The organism is Actinomyces procaprae (genome assembly GCF_004798665.1).
In the GTDB taxonomy this organism is placed as follows: Bacteria; Actinomycetota; Actinomycetes; order Actinomycetales; family Actinomycetaceae; genus Actinomyces; species Actinomyces procaprae.
Window position 1 is genome coordinate 2937395 of the sequence record NZ_CP039292.1, and the last position, 17175, is coordinate 2954569.

The following is a 17175-nucleotide window of genomic DNA, read 5'->3' on the forward strand; positions in this document are numbered from 1 at the left end:
AATTCGGCCACAGGCAGCCGGGAGAGAGTCCGGGCGGTGAAGCCCCTGCTGGTGCCACAGGTGCACAGGTGACGATGCCCAACCAGGAGGCCTGCCCCTGAGCGCGATGATCTGTATCGCGCACTGCGCGCTGGACGATCCGGAATCCGACCCCAACCCCATAACAGCCGGGGGGCCGCACTCAGGCGGCACTGCGACGCTTACCGGCGATGTCCACGGCGACGGCGAGCACCAGCACCAGGCCCTTGATGGCCTGCTGCCAGGCGGAGTCGACCGCCATGATGGACAGCCCCATGTTGAGCACGCCCATGATCAAGGCACCGATAATGGCACCCGATACCCGCCCCACACCGCCGGAGACCGCGGCCCCGCCGATGTAGGCCGCGGCGATGGCATCCATCTCGTACAGGTTGCCGGCGGTGGAGACCGCGGCACCAGCGCGCGAAGTAGTGACGATGGCCGCCAACGAAGCGAGGAAGCCCATGTTCACAAACACCAGGAAGTCCACCCGCTTGACGTTCACACCGGACAGGCGGGCGGCCTTCAGGTTGCCGCCGACGGCGTAGATGTGGCGTCCGAACACGCTCTTGTTCATGACGAAGGAGTAGATCAGGATCACCGCGCCGACGATCACCAGCACGATCGGCGTGCCGCCTGCCGAGTAGGCGAGCAGCATCGTGAAGAAGCCGATCGCGGCCGCGAACACGAGCAGGCGCGCAGCCACCACTCCGGCCGGGTCCACTGCGCGCCCGGCCGCACGGTTGCGGCGCCGCGAGCGCAGCTGGGTAAGCACCAGCCCGGCAATGGCGACCGCGCCGATCAGGATGGTGACGCCGTCGTAGTTCTTGAAGTACCCCAGCCAGGCCGGCAGCGAGCCGTTGGCGATGGACACGAAGCTGGGCGGCAGTCCGGAGACGGTGCGCTGCACCAGCACCACCGTCAGTCCACGGAAGATGAGCATACTGCCGAGGGTCACGATGAAGGCGGGGATCTCCATGACCGCCACCCAGAAACCCTGCCAGCAGCCGATGAGCAGACCGATCACGATCGCCACCAGCACGGCCACCGGCCACGGCACCCCGGAGTTGACCACCAGCAGGCCGATGACGCCGCCCACGAATCCGACGATCGAGCCGACCGACAGGTCGATGTGCCGGGCGATGATGATCATGACCATGCCGACCGCCAGGATCATCACGTAGGCGTTCTGCTGGATGAGGCTGGCGACGTTGTTGGGCGCCAGCAGCAGCCCGCCGGTCAGGATCTGGAAGAAGATGATGATCGCGACCAGCGCGGCCAGGATTCCGTACTGGCGGAGGTTGCGGCCGAGGGACTCGCGCAGCTTGGCCCCGGCACCGGGGACATTCTCGCCACGCCCCGAGGCACGCTCGACCTTGCTTTCCGACGTCGTGATGTCGGCTGAATTCGGCTGGCTCACTGCTCCGCCCCTTCCTGTTCCATGCGCGGCGCGGACCCCCGGCCGGCGACGTCCTTCTCGACGGTCATGAGCTTCATTAGGTTCTCCTGGGTGGCCTCGGCCCGGGGCAGTTGCCCCGTGATCCGGCCTTGGCTCATGGTGTAGATGCGGTCGCATATCCCCAGCAGCTCGGGAAGCTCCGAGGAGATGACGAGGATGGCCTTTCCTGCATCGGCCAGTTGGTTGATGATCTGGTAGATCTCGTATTTGGCGCCGACGTCGATGCCACGGGTCGGCTCGTCGAGGATGAGGACATCGGGGTCGGAGAACATCCACTTGGCCAGGACGACCTTCTGCTGGTTGCCCCCGGACAGGGAGCCGACCGGCGTGGCGAGCGACTCCGTCTTGGTGCGCAGCTCGCGCCGGTAGCGTTCGGCCACCTCCTCCTCCGCGGCGTCGTCGACGATTCCGCGGGAGGAGACCTTGTTCAGGGCGGCGGCGGTGGTGTTGGTCTTGACGTCCTGGATGAGGTTCAGTCCGAGCACCTTGCGGTCCTCGGTGACGTAGGCCAGACCGTTGTCGATGGCCTGCCGCACGGTGGCGGTGGAGATCTCCTTGCCGTCCTTATAGACGTGTCCGGAGATGTTGGTGCCCCAGGAGCGCCCGAACAGGCTCATGGCCAGTTCCGTGCGTCCGGCTCCCATGAGGCCGGCGAGCCCGACGATCTCTCCGCGCCGCAGCGTCAGGGCGGCGTCGTCGACGACGGCCCGGGCGGTATCGATGGGGTGGTGGGCGGTCCAGTGTTCGATCCGGAGCACCTCCCCCTCCACGTGGGGAACGTGCTCGGGGAAGCGGCTCGAGAGCTCGCGGCCGACCATGAGGCGGATGATCTCGTCCTCGTCTATGGCGCCGACGCCGTGCAACGGCGCGGTGTGAACGGTGCGCCCGTCCCGGATGACGGTGGTGCGGTCGGCGACGCCCGCCACCTCCGCCAGCTTGTGGGAGATCATCACCATGGTGATGCCGCGCTCACGCAGGCCCCACATGAGGTCGAGCAGGTGGGCGGAGTCGTCGTCGTTGAGGGCGGCGGTGGGCTCGTCGAGGATCAGCAGGCGCACGTCCTTCGACAGCGCCTTGGCGATCTCCACCAGCTGCTGCTGGCCGACGCCGAGGTCAGCTACCCGCGTCTGCGGCTGGATGTCCAGGCCGACCTCGCGCAGCAGCTCGACGGCGGCCTCATTGGTGGCATCCCAGTCGATTACGCCGTGGGTCGCCTTCTCGTTGCCCATGAAGATGTTCTCGGCCACCGACAGGTAGGGGCTGAGCGCCAGCTCCTGGTGGATGATGACGATGCCGACGGCCTCGGAGTCCCGGATGGAGCGGAACTCGCGCACGGCGCCGTCGTAGACGATGTCGCCGTCGTAGGTGCCGCGGGGCCAGACCCCGGACAGCACGTTCATCAGGGTGGATTTGCCGGCGCCGTTCTCGCCGCAGATCGCGTGGATCTCGCCGCGACGCACTTTCAGGTTGACGTCCTCCAGGGCCTTGAACTCGCCGAAGGCCTTGGTGATGTGGCGCATCTCCAGGATGGTGTCCGTGGACGACGGCGATTCCAGAGCAGGCGCCGTTGCGGACGGATTCCTGCGGTCGGCCGCCATCACAGTCCCACCTCGGCGGCGGTGTAGTAGCCGGAGTCGACGAGGACCTCTTGGACGTTGTCGGCGTCGACGGTCACCGGGTCGAGCAGGTAGGAGGGCACCACCAGTTGCCCGTTGTCGTAGGACTCGGTGTCGTTGACCTCGACCTGCTGTCCCCGGGCGATCTGGTCGACCATGGTGGCGCAGCGCTCCCCCAGCAGCCGGGTGTCCTTGAAGACCGTCATGGACTGGCGACCCTTGACGATGTTGGAGACGTTGGCCTGGTCGGCGTCCTGCCCGGTCAGCACCGGCCAGGTGTCGTCACGGTAGCCGGCGGAGGCCAGGGCCTGCCCGATTCCCAGGGCGATGGCGTCGTTGGGCGACAGCACGACGTCGACGCGCCGAGAGGTGGAGTAGAAGGAGTTGAGCCGGTTCTCCATCTCCGACTGGGCGGTGGTGTTGGACCACGCCTGGATGCCGATGGACTGCCAGTCGTCCACGCTGGAGGGCATCTTTCCCGATGGGCAGACCAGCTTGCCGGACTCGATGTAGGGGCTCAGCACGTCCCAGGCGCCTTCGAAGAAGAAGCGGGCGTTGTTGTCATCTGGGGAGCCTGCGAAGGGCTCGAAGTTGAAGGGGCCGGAGGCGGTGTCAAGTTCGAGGGCATCCACGATGTACTGCCCCTGCATGGCGCCGACGTTGTAGTTGTCGAAGGTGACATAGTAGTCGACCGCCTCGGTGTCTCGGATGAGGCGGTCGTAGGCGATCACCTTGATCCCGAGGCCGGCGGCGCTCTGGAGCACTGGGCCGAGTGCGGAGCCGTCAATGGCGCCGACGACGATCACGGCCGGGGACTTGTTGAGCATGGTCTGGATCTGGGAGTTCTGCTGCTCGACCTTGTTGTCGGCGAACTGCAGCTCGACGGCGTAGCCGAGGTCCTCGAGCAGTCGCTTGAGGTTCTCGCCGTCCCGGCTCCAACGCTCCAGGTTCTTGGTCGGCATGGAGACGCCGATCAGCGCACCTGCGCCGCCGGCCGTGTCGCCGTAGTAGTCGGCCGTTCGCTCCGCGGTGCACGCCGCCAGCAGCGCTGCCGCCGTGACGGACCCGCCCGCAATGAACGACCTGCGCGAGAGATTCGACATGAGGCCTCCTCGCCCCGGGTGATGCGATGGACGGACCCTGCGATCCGTTTAGTTTCACGCTAGCACTTATACGTAGTCGTGACAACCCGGCCACGCGCCGGCCCCACAGCGCTTGTGCACCGCGGGCAAACATGCCACACTTCATAACGTCCCGATGACGTTGCCTACGCGCAAGTTTGCACGAGCGAGGAGCTACGCATGCGTCACTTCCCCACTGACACTCCCGGCTTCCGGCGCTCCGCTGCCGGTGCGGTGGCGCTGCTGCTGGCGTGTGCGCCGCTGGTGGCGTGCTCGTCCGATTCCAATGACAACCCCCTGGGCATCGGCACCTTTGACCCCGAGGCGATGGCCTCGGCGGAGGCGTCCGAGTCGGCTGCCGCCGCGGCGGCGTCCGCGTCTGCTGCGGCCTCGGCGGAGGCTGCAGGCATAGTGACGGCGGAGTCACTGTCCACCGACCGCTACGAAGTCACCTCCATCCCCGAAGACCTCGACGAGCAGCAAACCGAAGTACTCAAGGCCTTCATCAACTACGACCAAGTAACCTGGAACATCTGGTTCACCGGCACCGGCGTAGAAAACGCGCAAGCTGTTGCTACCGGCGATGTTCTAGCAAACATAAAGGAAAACTTCGAGAACCTCAACGGCAAGACAGATCAGGGAACGGTGCGCATAGCGATCAGCGAAGTGGCAGTCGTCACCTTCGACACCTCCCAAAGTACAGCCGAAGTGAGGGTATGCGAAGACCTTTCCGGCATCACAACATACGACGCATCAGGACAAGACATAAGTACGAACGAATCACGCTCCCGTTATGACATAATAGTCACGATGGCGAATGAGAATAACGTCTGGAAATCCTCTGTCGAGAAAACGCTCTCCACCAATGAATGCGTGGTATGACCCATGAATCACTTTAATCCGGTAATGATCCTGGTTCTGGTCTTGGGGTTCTGGTTCGGCGCCATCGGCGCTCCTGCCGTCGCCCTAGGAGGCGGAGCGACCGATACCGACACTGGCCCTTCTTCTGGTGCTTCTGGTTCGGTTTCGTCGGGTGGGGATGGTTCGGTGCAGATTGCGGTGTCAGCGCAGTTCGTGTCGGCCGCGGCGGATGGTTCCGGTTCGGGTGGCGGTACGGTCTCCTCACAGACGGTAACGGCGAGCGTGCATCCGGTTTGCTGGCACACGAAGGCCCTGTCCGGCGCTGACACGGCCGAGTGGCTTGACTCACCAAGCGGCGCGGAGTCGGACATGTACCATCGCAATAACAACAATCCAGACCCGAAGGCGCTGGAGGAGCAGAAGGCCCGTTACCCTGACTACGAGTCGCACGCGGATGACACCGAAGGCTACTGGTACGTCGCGACCTGCTCCTCGGAGTACATGGCCGACGACGACCCGCGCGACTTCTACGACGTGGTTCAGGACTACGTGGCTTCTCATCCGCCGGTATGGGTGCCCGCTGGCGGGGCGGCTCCGGAGTCGGTGATCGATGGGGCGACGTTGGCGCGGGCGGCGTGGGATGCGGTCACGATCCCCACCGCCACGATTGGCTACAACCCCATGGTGGGGGACTTGCGGGCCACGATCGTGGGCTGGGACACCTGGGTGTGGGCCACCGGCGACACCCCCAAAGAAGTACGCGTGACCGCCACCGCCGGCCCCGTGACCGCCACCATCACCGCCACCGCCTCCATGCTCACCCTCCAACCCAAGGACGGCACCGCCAAATGCACCGGCTTCGGCATCCCCTGGAGTGAGGACAACGACCGGACCGGCACCGACTGCGTCATCATCTTCGATCGCTCCAGCGCGCACTTCAAGGACAATGTCACCCCGGTGGACGTGAAGGTGTCCTACGCGATCACCTACTCCGCCACCGACGGCGCCACCGGCACCATGGACACCCACACCACCAGCACAACCACCAACATCCCCGTCGCCGAAATCCAAACCCTCAACACCAGACCAACCAAACAACCATGACAGCCTACACACAATCGGACACCGGCACTCGATTGCGAACAGAAAGTTGTTGACAGGCACAAACCAATCGATCGAATGGAGGCAACTCGAATGGTCGCCAACCCTAAGCGGCAAGCTCTCGAGAAGCTCAGCGAATACGTGTCACACAAGAACCAGGATCTCGGGTTCGAAACCAACTCTGCAACCTGGGACATCGCGCGCGACATCTTTCAGGGCTCTAAGGGCTCCGAGTTCAGTTCGGCGGTTAACGCCTCCGACACGTGGACCGGCCCGTTGGCAAACACCTCTGCTGAAGACACGAAGACCGATGTTGATGCGGTCGACACCGTGTTCAGCGATCTGCTCGACCGGATCAACGCTGCGATCACGGCACTGCCCGAGGAACTCGACGAGAGTGACCCGGCAGTAAACTGGCCCAATGAGTCAGAATGAAATGAGTGAAGAACCCGGGAACGAATAGGAGCGTGAATCCGAGATGGCAGTACTGTACTTGAACCCCGACAAGCTGGATACCGTAATTCAGGATTTACGAGACTTCGCAGACGACTGCAAAACCGCTAAATTCAGGATTGATGACGAGTTCGAGTTCAGGCACGACCCCATGGACATCAGTGACTTCCGTACAGCAGCGACGGACGCCATTGATGGTGTCGATGCCAGGGCGGACGATCTGAAGAAGGCCAAAGACGCGATCGTAGCGGTCAACGAGTCCGGCGTCGGCAGCATGACCACTGACGGGGGCATCAGTTGCGAGGTCCCGGACGACACCGCCATCAACTCGATTGATGACTTGACAGCCTGGTCGCAGGCCACCATCGACGCCCACGACCTGCAAACCATCATCGACGGCTCGATTGGCGCTAAGTCCAACGGCCGCACCTATGACCAAGTCATTGAGGCCATGAGGGAACGGTCAGGCGACCCCGCTTATGCGGCCGCGCTGATCAACGCGCTCGGCCCGGAGAACCTGACCAGCCTCCCGTTGGATGTCGCTGAGCACTACACCGTCAGCGACGAGTCTGGGGACTTGAACACGAAACCGGGGGCCGACACGGAATTGGCCGAGCTGTTGGGCACGTTGCTGGCCTCCGCCTCGACCACATGGGACAAAGCGACCTGTGAGTCAATGGCGACCACGATCAAGGAGTCCGTCGATGACAAGGGCGAGTGGGGGCGCATAACCGTTCTGAACGCCATGCTCGACGGGCATGACGCCGACGGTGACCACGTTAACGATCTGGAGTTCAACAGCGCCTTCCTTACCGCCCTGGCGAACAGTCTGGATGACATCGACTGGAAAGCGGTCAAGTCCTGCTCCGAACGCGCCACGGACCCCAATACGGACCGCGACATCGCCGGCTACGATAAGAAGAATCTCGGCCCCTACCTGGGCGGTCAGTCCTTCGACCCACTGGCCGGCGTGTTGGACGCCATGGGCAACAACCCGCAAGCCGCCCTCGACTACCTGGCCAAGGCGTCCGAAAGCGGCGACGGGGCGGACATGACACTGCTAGAGGAGCTGTCCAAGCGCGGCTGGGATGAGCAGGGATTCTCCGGCTTCACCGCAGCCGTTGCCGCCGCCTCCAGCCAACGTCCCTCCGCCGACCCTACCACGCGCAAGCGCGCCGACAACGTTGCCGGATACGGCATCCACTACCTGGCCACCAACAACAAAGAGGTCGTCTACGACGACGACGCCAAGGCCCGTGTCGCCCTGTTACTGGCCAACTGCCCTGCAGAACTCACACGCGCATGGAACGACGATCGAAATCCGGTTGACCCGAATACGCAACAGCAGCTCCCGGCTGCCACAGCCGCGGACCTTAATGCCCTGGGCTATCGTGTTGCTGACTCCTGCGACGCGACCGCGACCATAGCCGCCCAGCTCGCACAATACGCCCACGACCGAGCACTGCAGGATGCCGCCAATCATGCCGGTGACCCCGACACCCAAATCGCTGACATCAACAAAGCATACGATCGAGCTACCGTAGCGGCGGGGTATCTTGCGGGGCTGGCGGACAAGAAGGCAAACGACCTCAACTCCAAAGCCAAGAATACAGCAGACAACCACAGTGAGGCAGCCAAGACCGCACTCAACGTGCTCAGCACGGTCGCCGGTGCCGGATTCGGCATCGTTGGCGGCCCTCCAACCATGGTAGCCGGAGCGTCTGCCGGATACTCCGTGGCCACCACGCTGCTGGCGCCCGTGGTGGAGTATGACGCCGCCCAGGTCGATTCCGCCGCTCCAAGCGGAATGGACAAGGGCCTGCAGGCCGCGGCCATCCAGGATGCGGCTAATGCGGGGCTGCTGAACCCCGAGGACTACACCATCACCGGCTACAACGACCACAACGGCAACAGGGCGAAGACCTTCACCTGGATCGTCACCAGACCCGACGGCACCCACACCATCGACCTGTCACAAGCCGACGACCCCGCCACGGCCGCGGACGATGTGTCAACGTGGGTGGAAATGGTGGAAGCAGCCACCGGCGACTACGTATTCGAAGACATCACCGACGACTTCAGCGGCAGTTATGAGCGTGGTTATAGTCGGGGAAGTAACTATGGTGGTTGACTCCTATAAGACAGCTAGGTTTTGCCAGATCGGGCTCGGTTCTGCGCGCCGTGTCCGGCTGGGGGCGTCTGCGGTGGTACTGGCTGCCGGGTTAGCACTGTCGGGGTGTGCTGCTGGCACTGGCGCGGTGACGGGCGCTTCGGGGGCGGCGGCTTCCGCTGATGTTGTGGAGCTGGTGTCTTCTGGTGGGCGGGCGGCGCAGGCGCTGTCTGAGGCGGTCCGAGGCAGCGGCACCGGTGGGGTCGGAGTGAGTGAGCTGGTTCGGGCCGCGGCCCCCTATGCCGGTGATCCGGTGTGGGCAAATGAGTTCATCACTGCTCTGGGGGCCGACAACCTCACCGGCCTGCCTCTGGCCGGTGCCGTTGCCGATGGTCAGGCCCTCGCCCACCTACTAGGCCGGATACTGGCGACGGCATCCACCACTTGGAACGAAGATACCCGCGGGTCCATGGCCGCGGCCGTCGCCGGATCCGTGGCGGACAAGGGCGAGTGGGGGCGCATCACCGCCCTCAACGCGATCTTGACGGCCCCCGCCGCGGATACAGAAGCCGACACCACTGGCGCCGAGGCAGTCGGCGCTGGCGGCGGCGAGCAGGCCGACAGTGCCGCGGATGCTGATGACGCCTTTGCCCCCGGGTTCCTGACCGCCCTGGCTGACGAGCTGGCGGGCATAGACCCCGACACGATCCGCCGCTACCGCGGGTACGCCAACACCAGCTACCCCGACCTGACACACTTCGGCAAGCAGGCCATCGGCGGCTACCTGACCGGCAACTCCTTCGACCCCCTCACCGGGGTACTGGAAGCCATCGCCACCCACCCCCAAACCGCCCTGGACTACCTCACCGGCACTGCCGGCGACGCCGACCGGCCGCGCTTCAAGCAACTGTCCCAACGCCAGTGGGACCAGCAGGGCCTAGCCGCCTACACCACCGCCATCGCGGCCGCCACAACCCAGCGCACCAGCACCAGCCCCGACACCCGGCAACAGGCCGACCAGCTCGCCGGACAAGCCATAACGTATCTTGCCGCCAGCACCACCGAGGACCAGTACACCCCCGCCACCGAGAGAGCCATAGCCAACCTTCTGGCCAACAGTCCCGCAGAGGTCACCTGCGCCTTAAACCAGGACAACCCCTACAAGTCCTGGCGTACCCCCACCTGCGACCACGCAGACAGCTGGTTCGAACGCCAGCCCTCCATCTACGAACCCGTCGACCCCGCCCCCATCACCGCCCTGGCCTGGCGCATCACCGACACCCCCGAAACCACCAGCACCATCGCCAACGCCCTGGCCGAGCACGCTCGCACCCAGGCACAAACCAACCTCAACACCACCACCAGTCCCAAACCCGGCACCGTCAATGATGACTATGACCCTAGAGTCGACGCCATCAACATCCCCTACCAACGAGCCGTCTACGCCATCAGCTACCTCGCCGGCCTCACCGAGAACAAGACCGGCACCAACACCTACAATCACGCCCTCATCACCGGACACACCAACGACGACAACCAACTATCCGCCATGGCCATCCAGGACGCCGCCAACGCTGGCCTGCTGAACCCCGAGGACTACACCATCACCGGGGACAGTAGTAAGACCTACACCTGGATCGTCACCAGACCCGACGGCACCCACACCATCGACCTGTCACAAGCCGACGACCCCACCATGGCCGCGGGCGAGGTATCCGCATGGGTACGAATGGTGCAAGCAGCCACCGGAGACTACGTGTTCAAAGACATCACCGACGACTTCAGTGGCAGTTACACGCGCGGTTATGACTTAGGGAGCAAGTACGGTGGCTGACTCGCGTGTGGCGGCTAGGGTCGGCCGATTCGGGCGTGGTCCTGGTCGTCGTGTCCGTCTTGGTGTTGCCGTGGTGTTGGTTACCGGGTTGGCGCTGTCGGGGTGTGCTGCTGGCACTGGCACGGTGGCGGGGGCCTCAGGGCCAACGGTTTCTTCTGCCGCAGCTGATATGGCCTCTTCTGGTGGGCGGGCGGCGCAGGCACTGTCTGAGGCGGCCCGCGGCAGCGGTACCGGCGGCGCCGGGGTGAGCGAGCTGGTTCAGGCCGCTGGCCCGCATGCCGGTGATCCGGTGTGGGCAAATGAGTTCATCACTGCCCTGGGGGCGGACAACCTCGCCGGCCTGCCCCTGGCGGGCGCCGTACCCGACGGCCAGGAGCTCGCCCACCTGCTCGGCCGGATCCTCGCGGCGGCATCCACCACCTGGGACGAGCAGACCTGCGAGACCATGGCCGCGGCCGTCGCCGGATCCGTGGCGGACAAGGGCGAGTGGGGCCGCATCACCGCCCTCAACGCGATCTTGACGGCCCCCGCCGCGGATACAGAAGCCGACACCACTGGCACTGAAGCAGTCGGCGCTGGCGGCGAGGAGGCCGACCGTGCAGCAGATGCTGATGGCGGGTTTGCCCACGGGTTCCTGACCGCCCTGGCCGACGAGCTGGCGGGCATAGACCCCGACACGATCAGCCGCTACCGGGGGTACGCCAACACCAGCTACCCCGACCTGACACACTTCGGCAAGCAAGCCCTGGGCGGCTACCTGACCGGCTACTCCTTCGACCCCCTCACCGGGGTACTGGACGCCATCGCCGCCCACCCCCAAACCGCCCTGGAATACCTCACCGGCACCCCCGCCAGCGCCGGACGGCCGCGCTTCGAGCAACTGTCCCAACGCCAGTGGGACCAGCAGGGCCTAGCCGCCTACACCACCGCCATCGCCGCCGCCACAACCCTGCGCCCCAGCACCACCGCCGGCACCCGCCAACAGGCCGACCAGCTCGCCGGCCAAGCCATAACGTATCTTGCCGCCAGCACCACCGAGGACCAGTACACCCCTGCCACCGAGAGAGCCATCGCCACCCTACTGGCCAATAGCCCCGCCGAGGTCACCTGCGCCTTAAACCAGGACAATTCCTACAAGTCCTGGCACACCCCCACCTGCGACTACGGAAACAACTGGTTCGAACGCCAGCCCTCCATCTACGAACCCGTCGACCCCACCCCCATCACCGCCCTGGCCTGGCGCATCACCGACACCCCCGGAACCGCCAGCACCATCGCCAACGCCCTGGCCGAGTACGCTCGCACCCAGGCACAAACCAACCTCAACACCACCACCAGTCCCAAACCCGGCACCGTCAATGATGACTATGACCCTAGAGTCGACGCCATCAACATCCCCTACCAACGAGCCGTCTACGCCATCAGCTACCTCGCCGGCCTCACCGAGAACAAGACCGGCACCAACACCTACAATCACGCCCTCATCACCGGCCACAGCACAGACGACAACCAACTATCCGCCATGGCCATCCAGGATGCTGCTAATGCGGGGCTGCTGGACCCCGAGGACTACACCATCACCGGCTACAACGACCACAACGGCAACAGAGCGAAGACCTTCACCTGGATCGTCACCAAGCCTGACGGCACCCACACCATCGACCTGACCCAAGCCGACGACCCCACCATGGCCGCGGACGATGTGTCAACGTGGGTGGAAATGGTGGAAGCAGCCACCGGCGACTACGTATTCGAAGACATCACCGACGACTTCGGCAACGGCTACATGCATGGTCACCGATCCGGGAGTAAGTACGGCGGCTGACTCGCGAGCGCTCAGACCCGCTGCCGCCCTCGTCCGGAGCGACAGCGGGCCGATCCGCGCCTGAATCACCAGACCCGCACGCGATTCGCCCCCGGCCTCAGGCCGGCCAGCGGCCCGGCCGGGTAGGCGGCGTCGTGCTCCTTGAGCTCGCCTGTCAGGTCGACGTCGGCGAACGCCTCGGTGCCGTCGGGGTTCTCCCAGGCGGCGTCGGGGTACCAGGCGCGCCCCAGGTTCCGCCCGGCGACCGTCGTCGAGGCGGCCGCGGCAAAAGACTCCGGTAGCTCGATAACCAGTTCGACGCCGTTGTCGGTGGCATCCTCAACCAGGGCGCGCACCCGCCCCAGGTGGACCGGCCGCGCCTCCTGCGCATAGGCGGGGGCGCCGTTGCCGTAGGCGTTGTCGCGCACGTGCACGGGCAGCTCCACGCCCTCGAAGCGCTCGTGGTCCCCCCTGGAGGGGTCGTTGACCTGCGCCAGGTAGGCCTGTACGCCATGCGGATGGGCGTCGAACAGGGCGGTGCCATCACTGATCCGCCGGTGCGCGGGCGGATCGACGAAGGCGGCCTCCCCCACGGTGGACAGGAACAGGTTGGCGATGTAGCGGTCGTCCCCGCCGCGGATCGCCGCATAGCCGGAGACCGCCGTCGAGTGCGGCAGGTGGTAGGGCGTGGGCCGCTCAATGATGGGCTGGTTGGCGACCACGCCGAGCAGCAGGTTGTTGACATAGGCACCGCCCTGGGAGTGCCCCTCCAGCGAGACCGGTGAGGCGAACACGTTGTGGTCCACCAGGTAGGGCCCGTGGCTGACCTCGATGAACAGGTCGCGGGTGTTGCGCCGGTAGACGTTGCGCGTTACGCGCGTGCCCTGCGCCTGCCAGTCCAGCCAGGTGCCCAGGGTGCAGTCCTCGATCAGGTTGTGGCGCAGCACCGTGTCGATGGCGGCGTGCAGCTTGATGCCGGCGATCTCGTAGCCGTAGAACTCGCGCTTGGTGGCGATGTGGTGGATGTGGTTGTCCTCGATCACGGAGAACACGCAGCCCAGGTGCCCGACGATGCCGGTCTGCCCGCAGTCGTGAATGTGGTTGCGGCGCACCACGTGCGAGCCGATCAGCTCCTTGGACCAGCCCACCCGGCGGGCGGCGAACACCGCCTCCAGCTGGTACTGGTAGCCGGGCTTGTCCAGGCGCTCGGCCGCCCAGTTCGCCCCGGAGGAGTTCTCCTTGCCCAGGGAGACGGCGGAGCACTTGGCATCGTGGATGTCGCAGTCCTCGATCACCCAGCCCTTGGCCCAGTTGGGGCCGATCAGTCCCGGCTGATCCGCCGTCGGCGGCGCCCAGGGGGTGGCCGCCTGGGCGAGCTCCAGGCCGCGCACCGTGATGTAGTTGATGTGGTGCACCTCCGGGTAGAACACGCTGCGCCGCACATTGACCTCCACCAGCGACTCATTCGGGTCCGCCTGCCCGAAGTTCGCCCACACGGTGGTGGTCTCCTCCCCCACCTCGGCGTACCAGACGCGCTGGGTCCAGTCCGGGTCGGGTACGGGCTCGGGGGTGCAGGTCCACCGGTCCACGTCCTGGGTGCGGCGCGGCGGAGCGTCCACCTCCGCCCGGCTGGTCACCTCGAACAGGCTGCGCCCGTTCAGGTAGACCTCACCCAGGTGCTTGCGCGGTGCCTGCCGGGAGGCGTAGACGATCCAGTCGCCCTCGATCGGCTCGGCGAACGGGTTGAAGTCGCCGAACAGGGCGCCCGGCAGCACGGCCCGCCAAACGCCGTCACCCTCGCGCTCCCAGCCGGTCACGACCTCCGAGCCCTTGAGCACCGGGTGCTCTCCGGGGGCGGCGGCGAAGGTGATGCGCCGGTCGCCGTCGAGTCCCGTGCGCGGGGGCCGCACCCACTCGCGGTAGGTGCCTTCGTGGATGAGGACGGTGTCGCCGGGCATGGCGGCCCGGGCGGCGCGGTTGATGGTGCGGAAGGGGGCGGCGGCGTCGCCGGGCGCGGCATCGGAGCCGGACGGGGATACGTGGAAAACAGTGGACATGTTGTGCTCGTTTCTGCGGTTGTGGGCGGCAGCGTGCGTCAGCGCTGCGGATGGACCATGCTCTTGAGGGTGGTGGGGGCGGGCCGGTCCCGTAGCGGGGTCTCGGCGTCGGCGAGGCCGTAGTGGTCGGTGGCCAGGGAGTCGAGGTCGACCCTTCCGGAGGAGACCAGCTCGATCGCGGTGGGCCAGGTGTTGTTGTAGCGGAAGATGCCGGTGACGTTGACCTCGCGACTGGTTATGTGTGCCACCGGCAGGAGCATGTCGTCGTCCCCCATGCCGATGATGATCGCAGAGCCGCCAGGTTCGACTCGCTTTATGCCATCGACGACGGCGGCGGTCACGCCGGTGGCGTCGAAGAAGGCAGTAAAGGCGCGTCCGTCGAGTGCGGCTTCCCCGGGCGCGTGGACCTCGGTGGCCCCCAACTCCAGGACCATGCGGCGACGCTGTTCCACTGGGTCGGTGACGACGACGGTGCCGGCTCCGTAGGCGCGGGCAACCTGGGCGACGATGGCCCCAATGGGCCCGGCGCCCGCAATGAGGACACTGTCGCCCACGCCGATGCGGGCCTTGCGCACCGCGGCGATGCCGACGCTAAGCGGTTCGAGCAGCGCGGCGGCGTCGAAGGACATGTCATCCGGGATGGCGTAGGCGAAGTCGTCCTGGATGAGGGCGTACTCGGCGAAACTGCCGTCGATCGGCGGAGTCGCATAGAACTCGATATGGGGACAAAGGTTGTACTCCCCACGCTTGCAGTACTTGCATACCCGGCAGCAGCGCTGCGGCTCGATGGACACCCGCTGCCCCACCCGGCCGGAATCGACGTCGGCGCCCACGGCGACGATAGTGCCGGCGGACTCGTGACCGAGGATCATGGGCTCACGGACGACGAAGTCTCCGATGCGTCCGTGTTGGTAGTAGTGAACGTCCGAGCCGCATACACCCACGGACTCGATGCGGACCAGCACCTGGTCTGGATCCGGGGCGGGGACGGGGCGCTCCTCCAGGACGACGACGCCGGCCTCCCTCAGGACGGATGCGCGCATGGTTGGTGGCAGGGCGGTTGCTTCAGGGTCCCGGGACATGTTGGTTCTTCCTTTCGGTTAGGGCTTGCCTGGGCGTTCGTTCACTTGCCGACGCCGGCGGTCAGCCCGGCCACCATCTGCCGGCGCCCGAAGGCATAGGCGATGGAGCCGCGCAGCGGACAACGGACACCAATGGCCGTGTGCGAAAGTATTTTCGTTTGTTTCGCCGACGAACCGATCGTACGCCGAGATGATCGCAGGAGACAAGGACAATCTGCGCGATAGACAATCACGAGCCCACAACATTGCCGCCAACAACGGCCCACTTGTGTGAAAATAAATGAAACTAGCGGTTTGTCTTGCGGAAGGACTCGGCATGCCCAGACCCCGTTCCTCCGGCCCTACGCAGGCCGCCGTCGCCGCCCGCGCGGGAGTGTCCGTGGCCACCGTCTCCAAGGCTCTGCGCGCGGATCCCGTCATCTCCGCACCGACCCGGACGGCGGTGCTGACCGCCGCACGCGAACTCGGTTATCGCACCCCGATGACCGTCCTGCCGGGTACCCCCGACGACCATGCCGCACGCCCGGTGACGGCCGTCTTCGACACGGTGGACACCCAGTACGCCGCCTACGTGCTACGGGGCCTGCTCGAGGAGGCCGAGCTCGACGGGGTCTGGCTGCGTGTGCGCCACATCGGCTCGGCAATGGACCAGCTCGATCAGGCGCACCTGCGCACGTGGGAGCGCAGCGTGCTGGAGGTGATGCCGTCCTCCTACGGCGTCGTACTGGTGACCACCGGCGTGACCTCGGCAATGGTGGAGGCATCCGGGCAGCAGCACGTCCCCCTGGTAGCCATCGATCCGGCCACCGCGGTTCCCGAAGGGACCTCCTCGATCGGCGCGACCAACCACCGCGGCGGGCAGCAGGCCGTAACGCACCTGCTCGACCTGGGCCACCGCCGCATTGGCATTGTCACCGGACCATCGGAGTCCATACCCGCCACCGAGCGGGTAGCCGGATACCGCAGCGCCCTGGCGACCGCCGGCATCGCCCCGGAACCCGAGCTGATACGCGCCGGACGCTTCGACTACGACTCCGGCCTGATCCACGGCGGAGACCTGCTGGACCTCGATACGCCGCTCACCGCCGTCATCGCCGGCTGCGACGCCGCCGCCGTCGGCGTCATCGAGGCGGCACGGCGCCGCGGCCTGCGCGTGCCCGAGGACCTATCGGTGGTGGGCTTCGACGACACCTTGACCGCCACGGTCTGCTCCCCCAGGCTGACCACCATTCACCAACCCCTGGTCGACATCGGCGCCGAGGCCATGCGCACCATCATCCGCCTGGCCACCTCACGCGGCTCCCGCGCCCTGTCCCCCATCGAACTGGCCACCAGCCTCGTTGTACGCGACTCCACCGCACCACCCCCTACAAGCCGGTAACCGGCTGAACCTGCGTCGGTGGGTTATCGGCGCGAATGTGTGTGCGGTTTGGGCGTGTGGTCCACCTGGTTGGGCGTGCAGTCCGGGTGGGTCGTCTCGTGGTGGTTCGTCAGGTACGGCGACGGCTCGTGCCTTCCGGTCAACGGTTCGTCTCTTGCGACGACGGTTCGTGCGTTCGGGTCGACGATTCGTCAGGAACCGCGACGGTTCGTGCGTCTACCCCACGAACCGTCGCAGAAAGTGCCGAAGCGTTGGTGCCAAGTGACGAACCGTCGTCG

General features: G+C 65.8%; 12 protein-coding genes. 7 read left to right on the forward strand and 5 right to left on the reverse strand.

Going from position 1 to position 17175, the window contains the following annotated elements; all coding sequences use genetic code 11:
- Positions 1-181: 181 nt before the first annotated feature.
- Genes mmsB through chvE form a run of 3 tightly spaced genes read right to left on the reverse strand, consistent with a single transcriptional unit; the run spans position 182 to position 4196 of the window.
- A complete protein-coding gene (mmsB, locus tag E4J16_RS12045; RefSeq protein ID WP_136192575.1) occupies positions 182-1438 on the reverse strand; it encodes a multiple monosaccharide ABC transporter permease in 1257 nt (418 codons plus the stop codon).
- Positions 1435-3075, reverse strand: a complete 1641-nt coding sequence (gene mmsA / locus E4J16_RS12050; protein ID WP_136314111.1) for a multiple monosaccharide ABC transporter ATP-binding protein — start codon at positions 3073-3075, stop codon at positions 1435-1437. Before mmsA ends, mmsB begins: the two co-directional genes overlap by 4 nt.
- Entirely contained in the window at positions 3075-4196 is a 1122-nt protein-coding gene (gene chvE, locus E4J16_RS12055; RefSeq protein ID WP_136314112.1) for a multiple monosaccharide ABC transporter substrate-binding protein, read from the reverse strand. The genes mmsA and chvE overlap by 1 nt, the downstream gene beginning before the upstream one ends.
- 198 nt (positions 4197-4394) lie before the next feature.
- Between chvE and E4J16_RS12060 the strand changes: the two genes are divergently transcribed.
- From E4J16_RS12060 to E4J16_RS15995, 6 genes are all read left to right on the forward strand, one after another.
- On the forward strand, positions 4395-5096 hold the full coding sequence (locus E4J16_RS12060; protein WP_136314113.1) for a hypothetical protein: 702 nt from the start codon (positions 4395-4397) through the stop codon (positions 5094-5096).
- 348 nt (positions 5097-5444) lie between these two features.
- Positions 5445-6179: a hypothetical protein gene (locus tag E4J16_RS12065; RefSeq protein ID WP_240038137.1), complete on the forward strand. Its 735-nt coding sequence runs from the start codon at positions 5445-5447 to the stop codon at positions 6177-6179.
- A 90-nt stretch (positions 6180-6269) separates the two neighbouring features.
- Positions 6270-6611: a hypothetical protein gene (locus E4J16_RS12070; protein ID WP_136314114.1), complete on the forward strand. Its 342-nt coding sequence runs from the start codon at positions 6270-6272 to the stop codon at positions 6609-6611.
- A 43-nt stretch (positions 6612-6654) separates the two neighbouring features.
- Positions 6655-8760, forward strand: coding sequence for a DUF6571 family protein (locus E4J16_RS12075; RefSeq protein ID WP_136314115.1), 2106 nt, complete (start codon positions 6655-6657; stop codon positions 8758-8760).
- Between the two features lie 127 nt (positions 8761-8887).
- A complete protein-coding gene (locus E4J16_RS12080; protein WP_136314116.1) occupies positions 8888-10573 on the forward strand; it encodes a DUF6571 family protein in 1686 nt (561 codons plus the stop codon).
- A gap of 124 nt (positions 10574-10697) precedes the next feature.
- The gene (locus tag E4J16_RS15995) at positions 10698-12398 is read left to right on the forward strand and encodes a DUF6571 family protein (protein ID WP_338028854.1); all 1701 of its coding nucleotides are present in this window, start codon (positions 10698-10700) and stop codon (positions 12396-12398) included.
- A 65-nt stretch (positions 12399-12463) separates the two neighbouring features.
- Here E4J16_RS15995 and E4J16_RS12090 read toward each other — a convergent pair whose 3' ends face one another.
- A complete protein-coding gene (locus E4J16_RS12090; RefSeq protein WP_136314118.1) occupies positions 12464-14434 on the reverse strand; it encodes a right-handed parallel beta-helix repeat-containing protein in 1971 nt (656 codons plus the stop codon).
- A gap of 38 nt (positions 14435-14472) precedes the next feature.
- Positions 14473-15516: an NAD(P)-dependent alcohol dehydrogenase gene (locus E4J16_RS12095; RefSeq protein ID WP_136314119.1), complete on the reverse strand. Its 1044-nt coding sequence runs from the start codon at positions 15514-15516 to the stop codon at positions 14473-14475.
- Positions 15517-15832: 316 nt separating this feature from the next.
- Here E4J16_RS12095 and E4J16_RS12100 point away from each other — a divergent pair, with 316 nt between their 5' ends.
- Positions 15833-16897, forward strand: a complete 1065-nt coding sequence (locus E4J16_RS12100; protein WP_168709504.1) for a LacI family DNA-binding transcriptional regulator — start codon at positions 15833-15835, stop codon at positions 16895-16897.
- Positions 16898-17175: the final 278 nt, after the last annotated feature.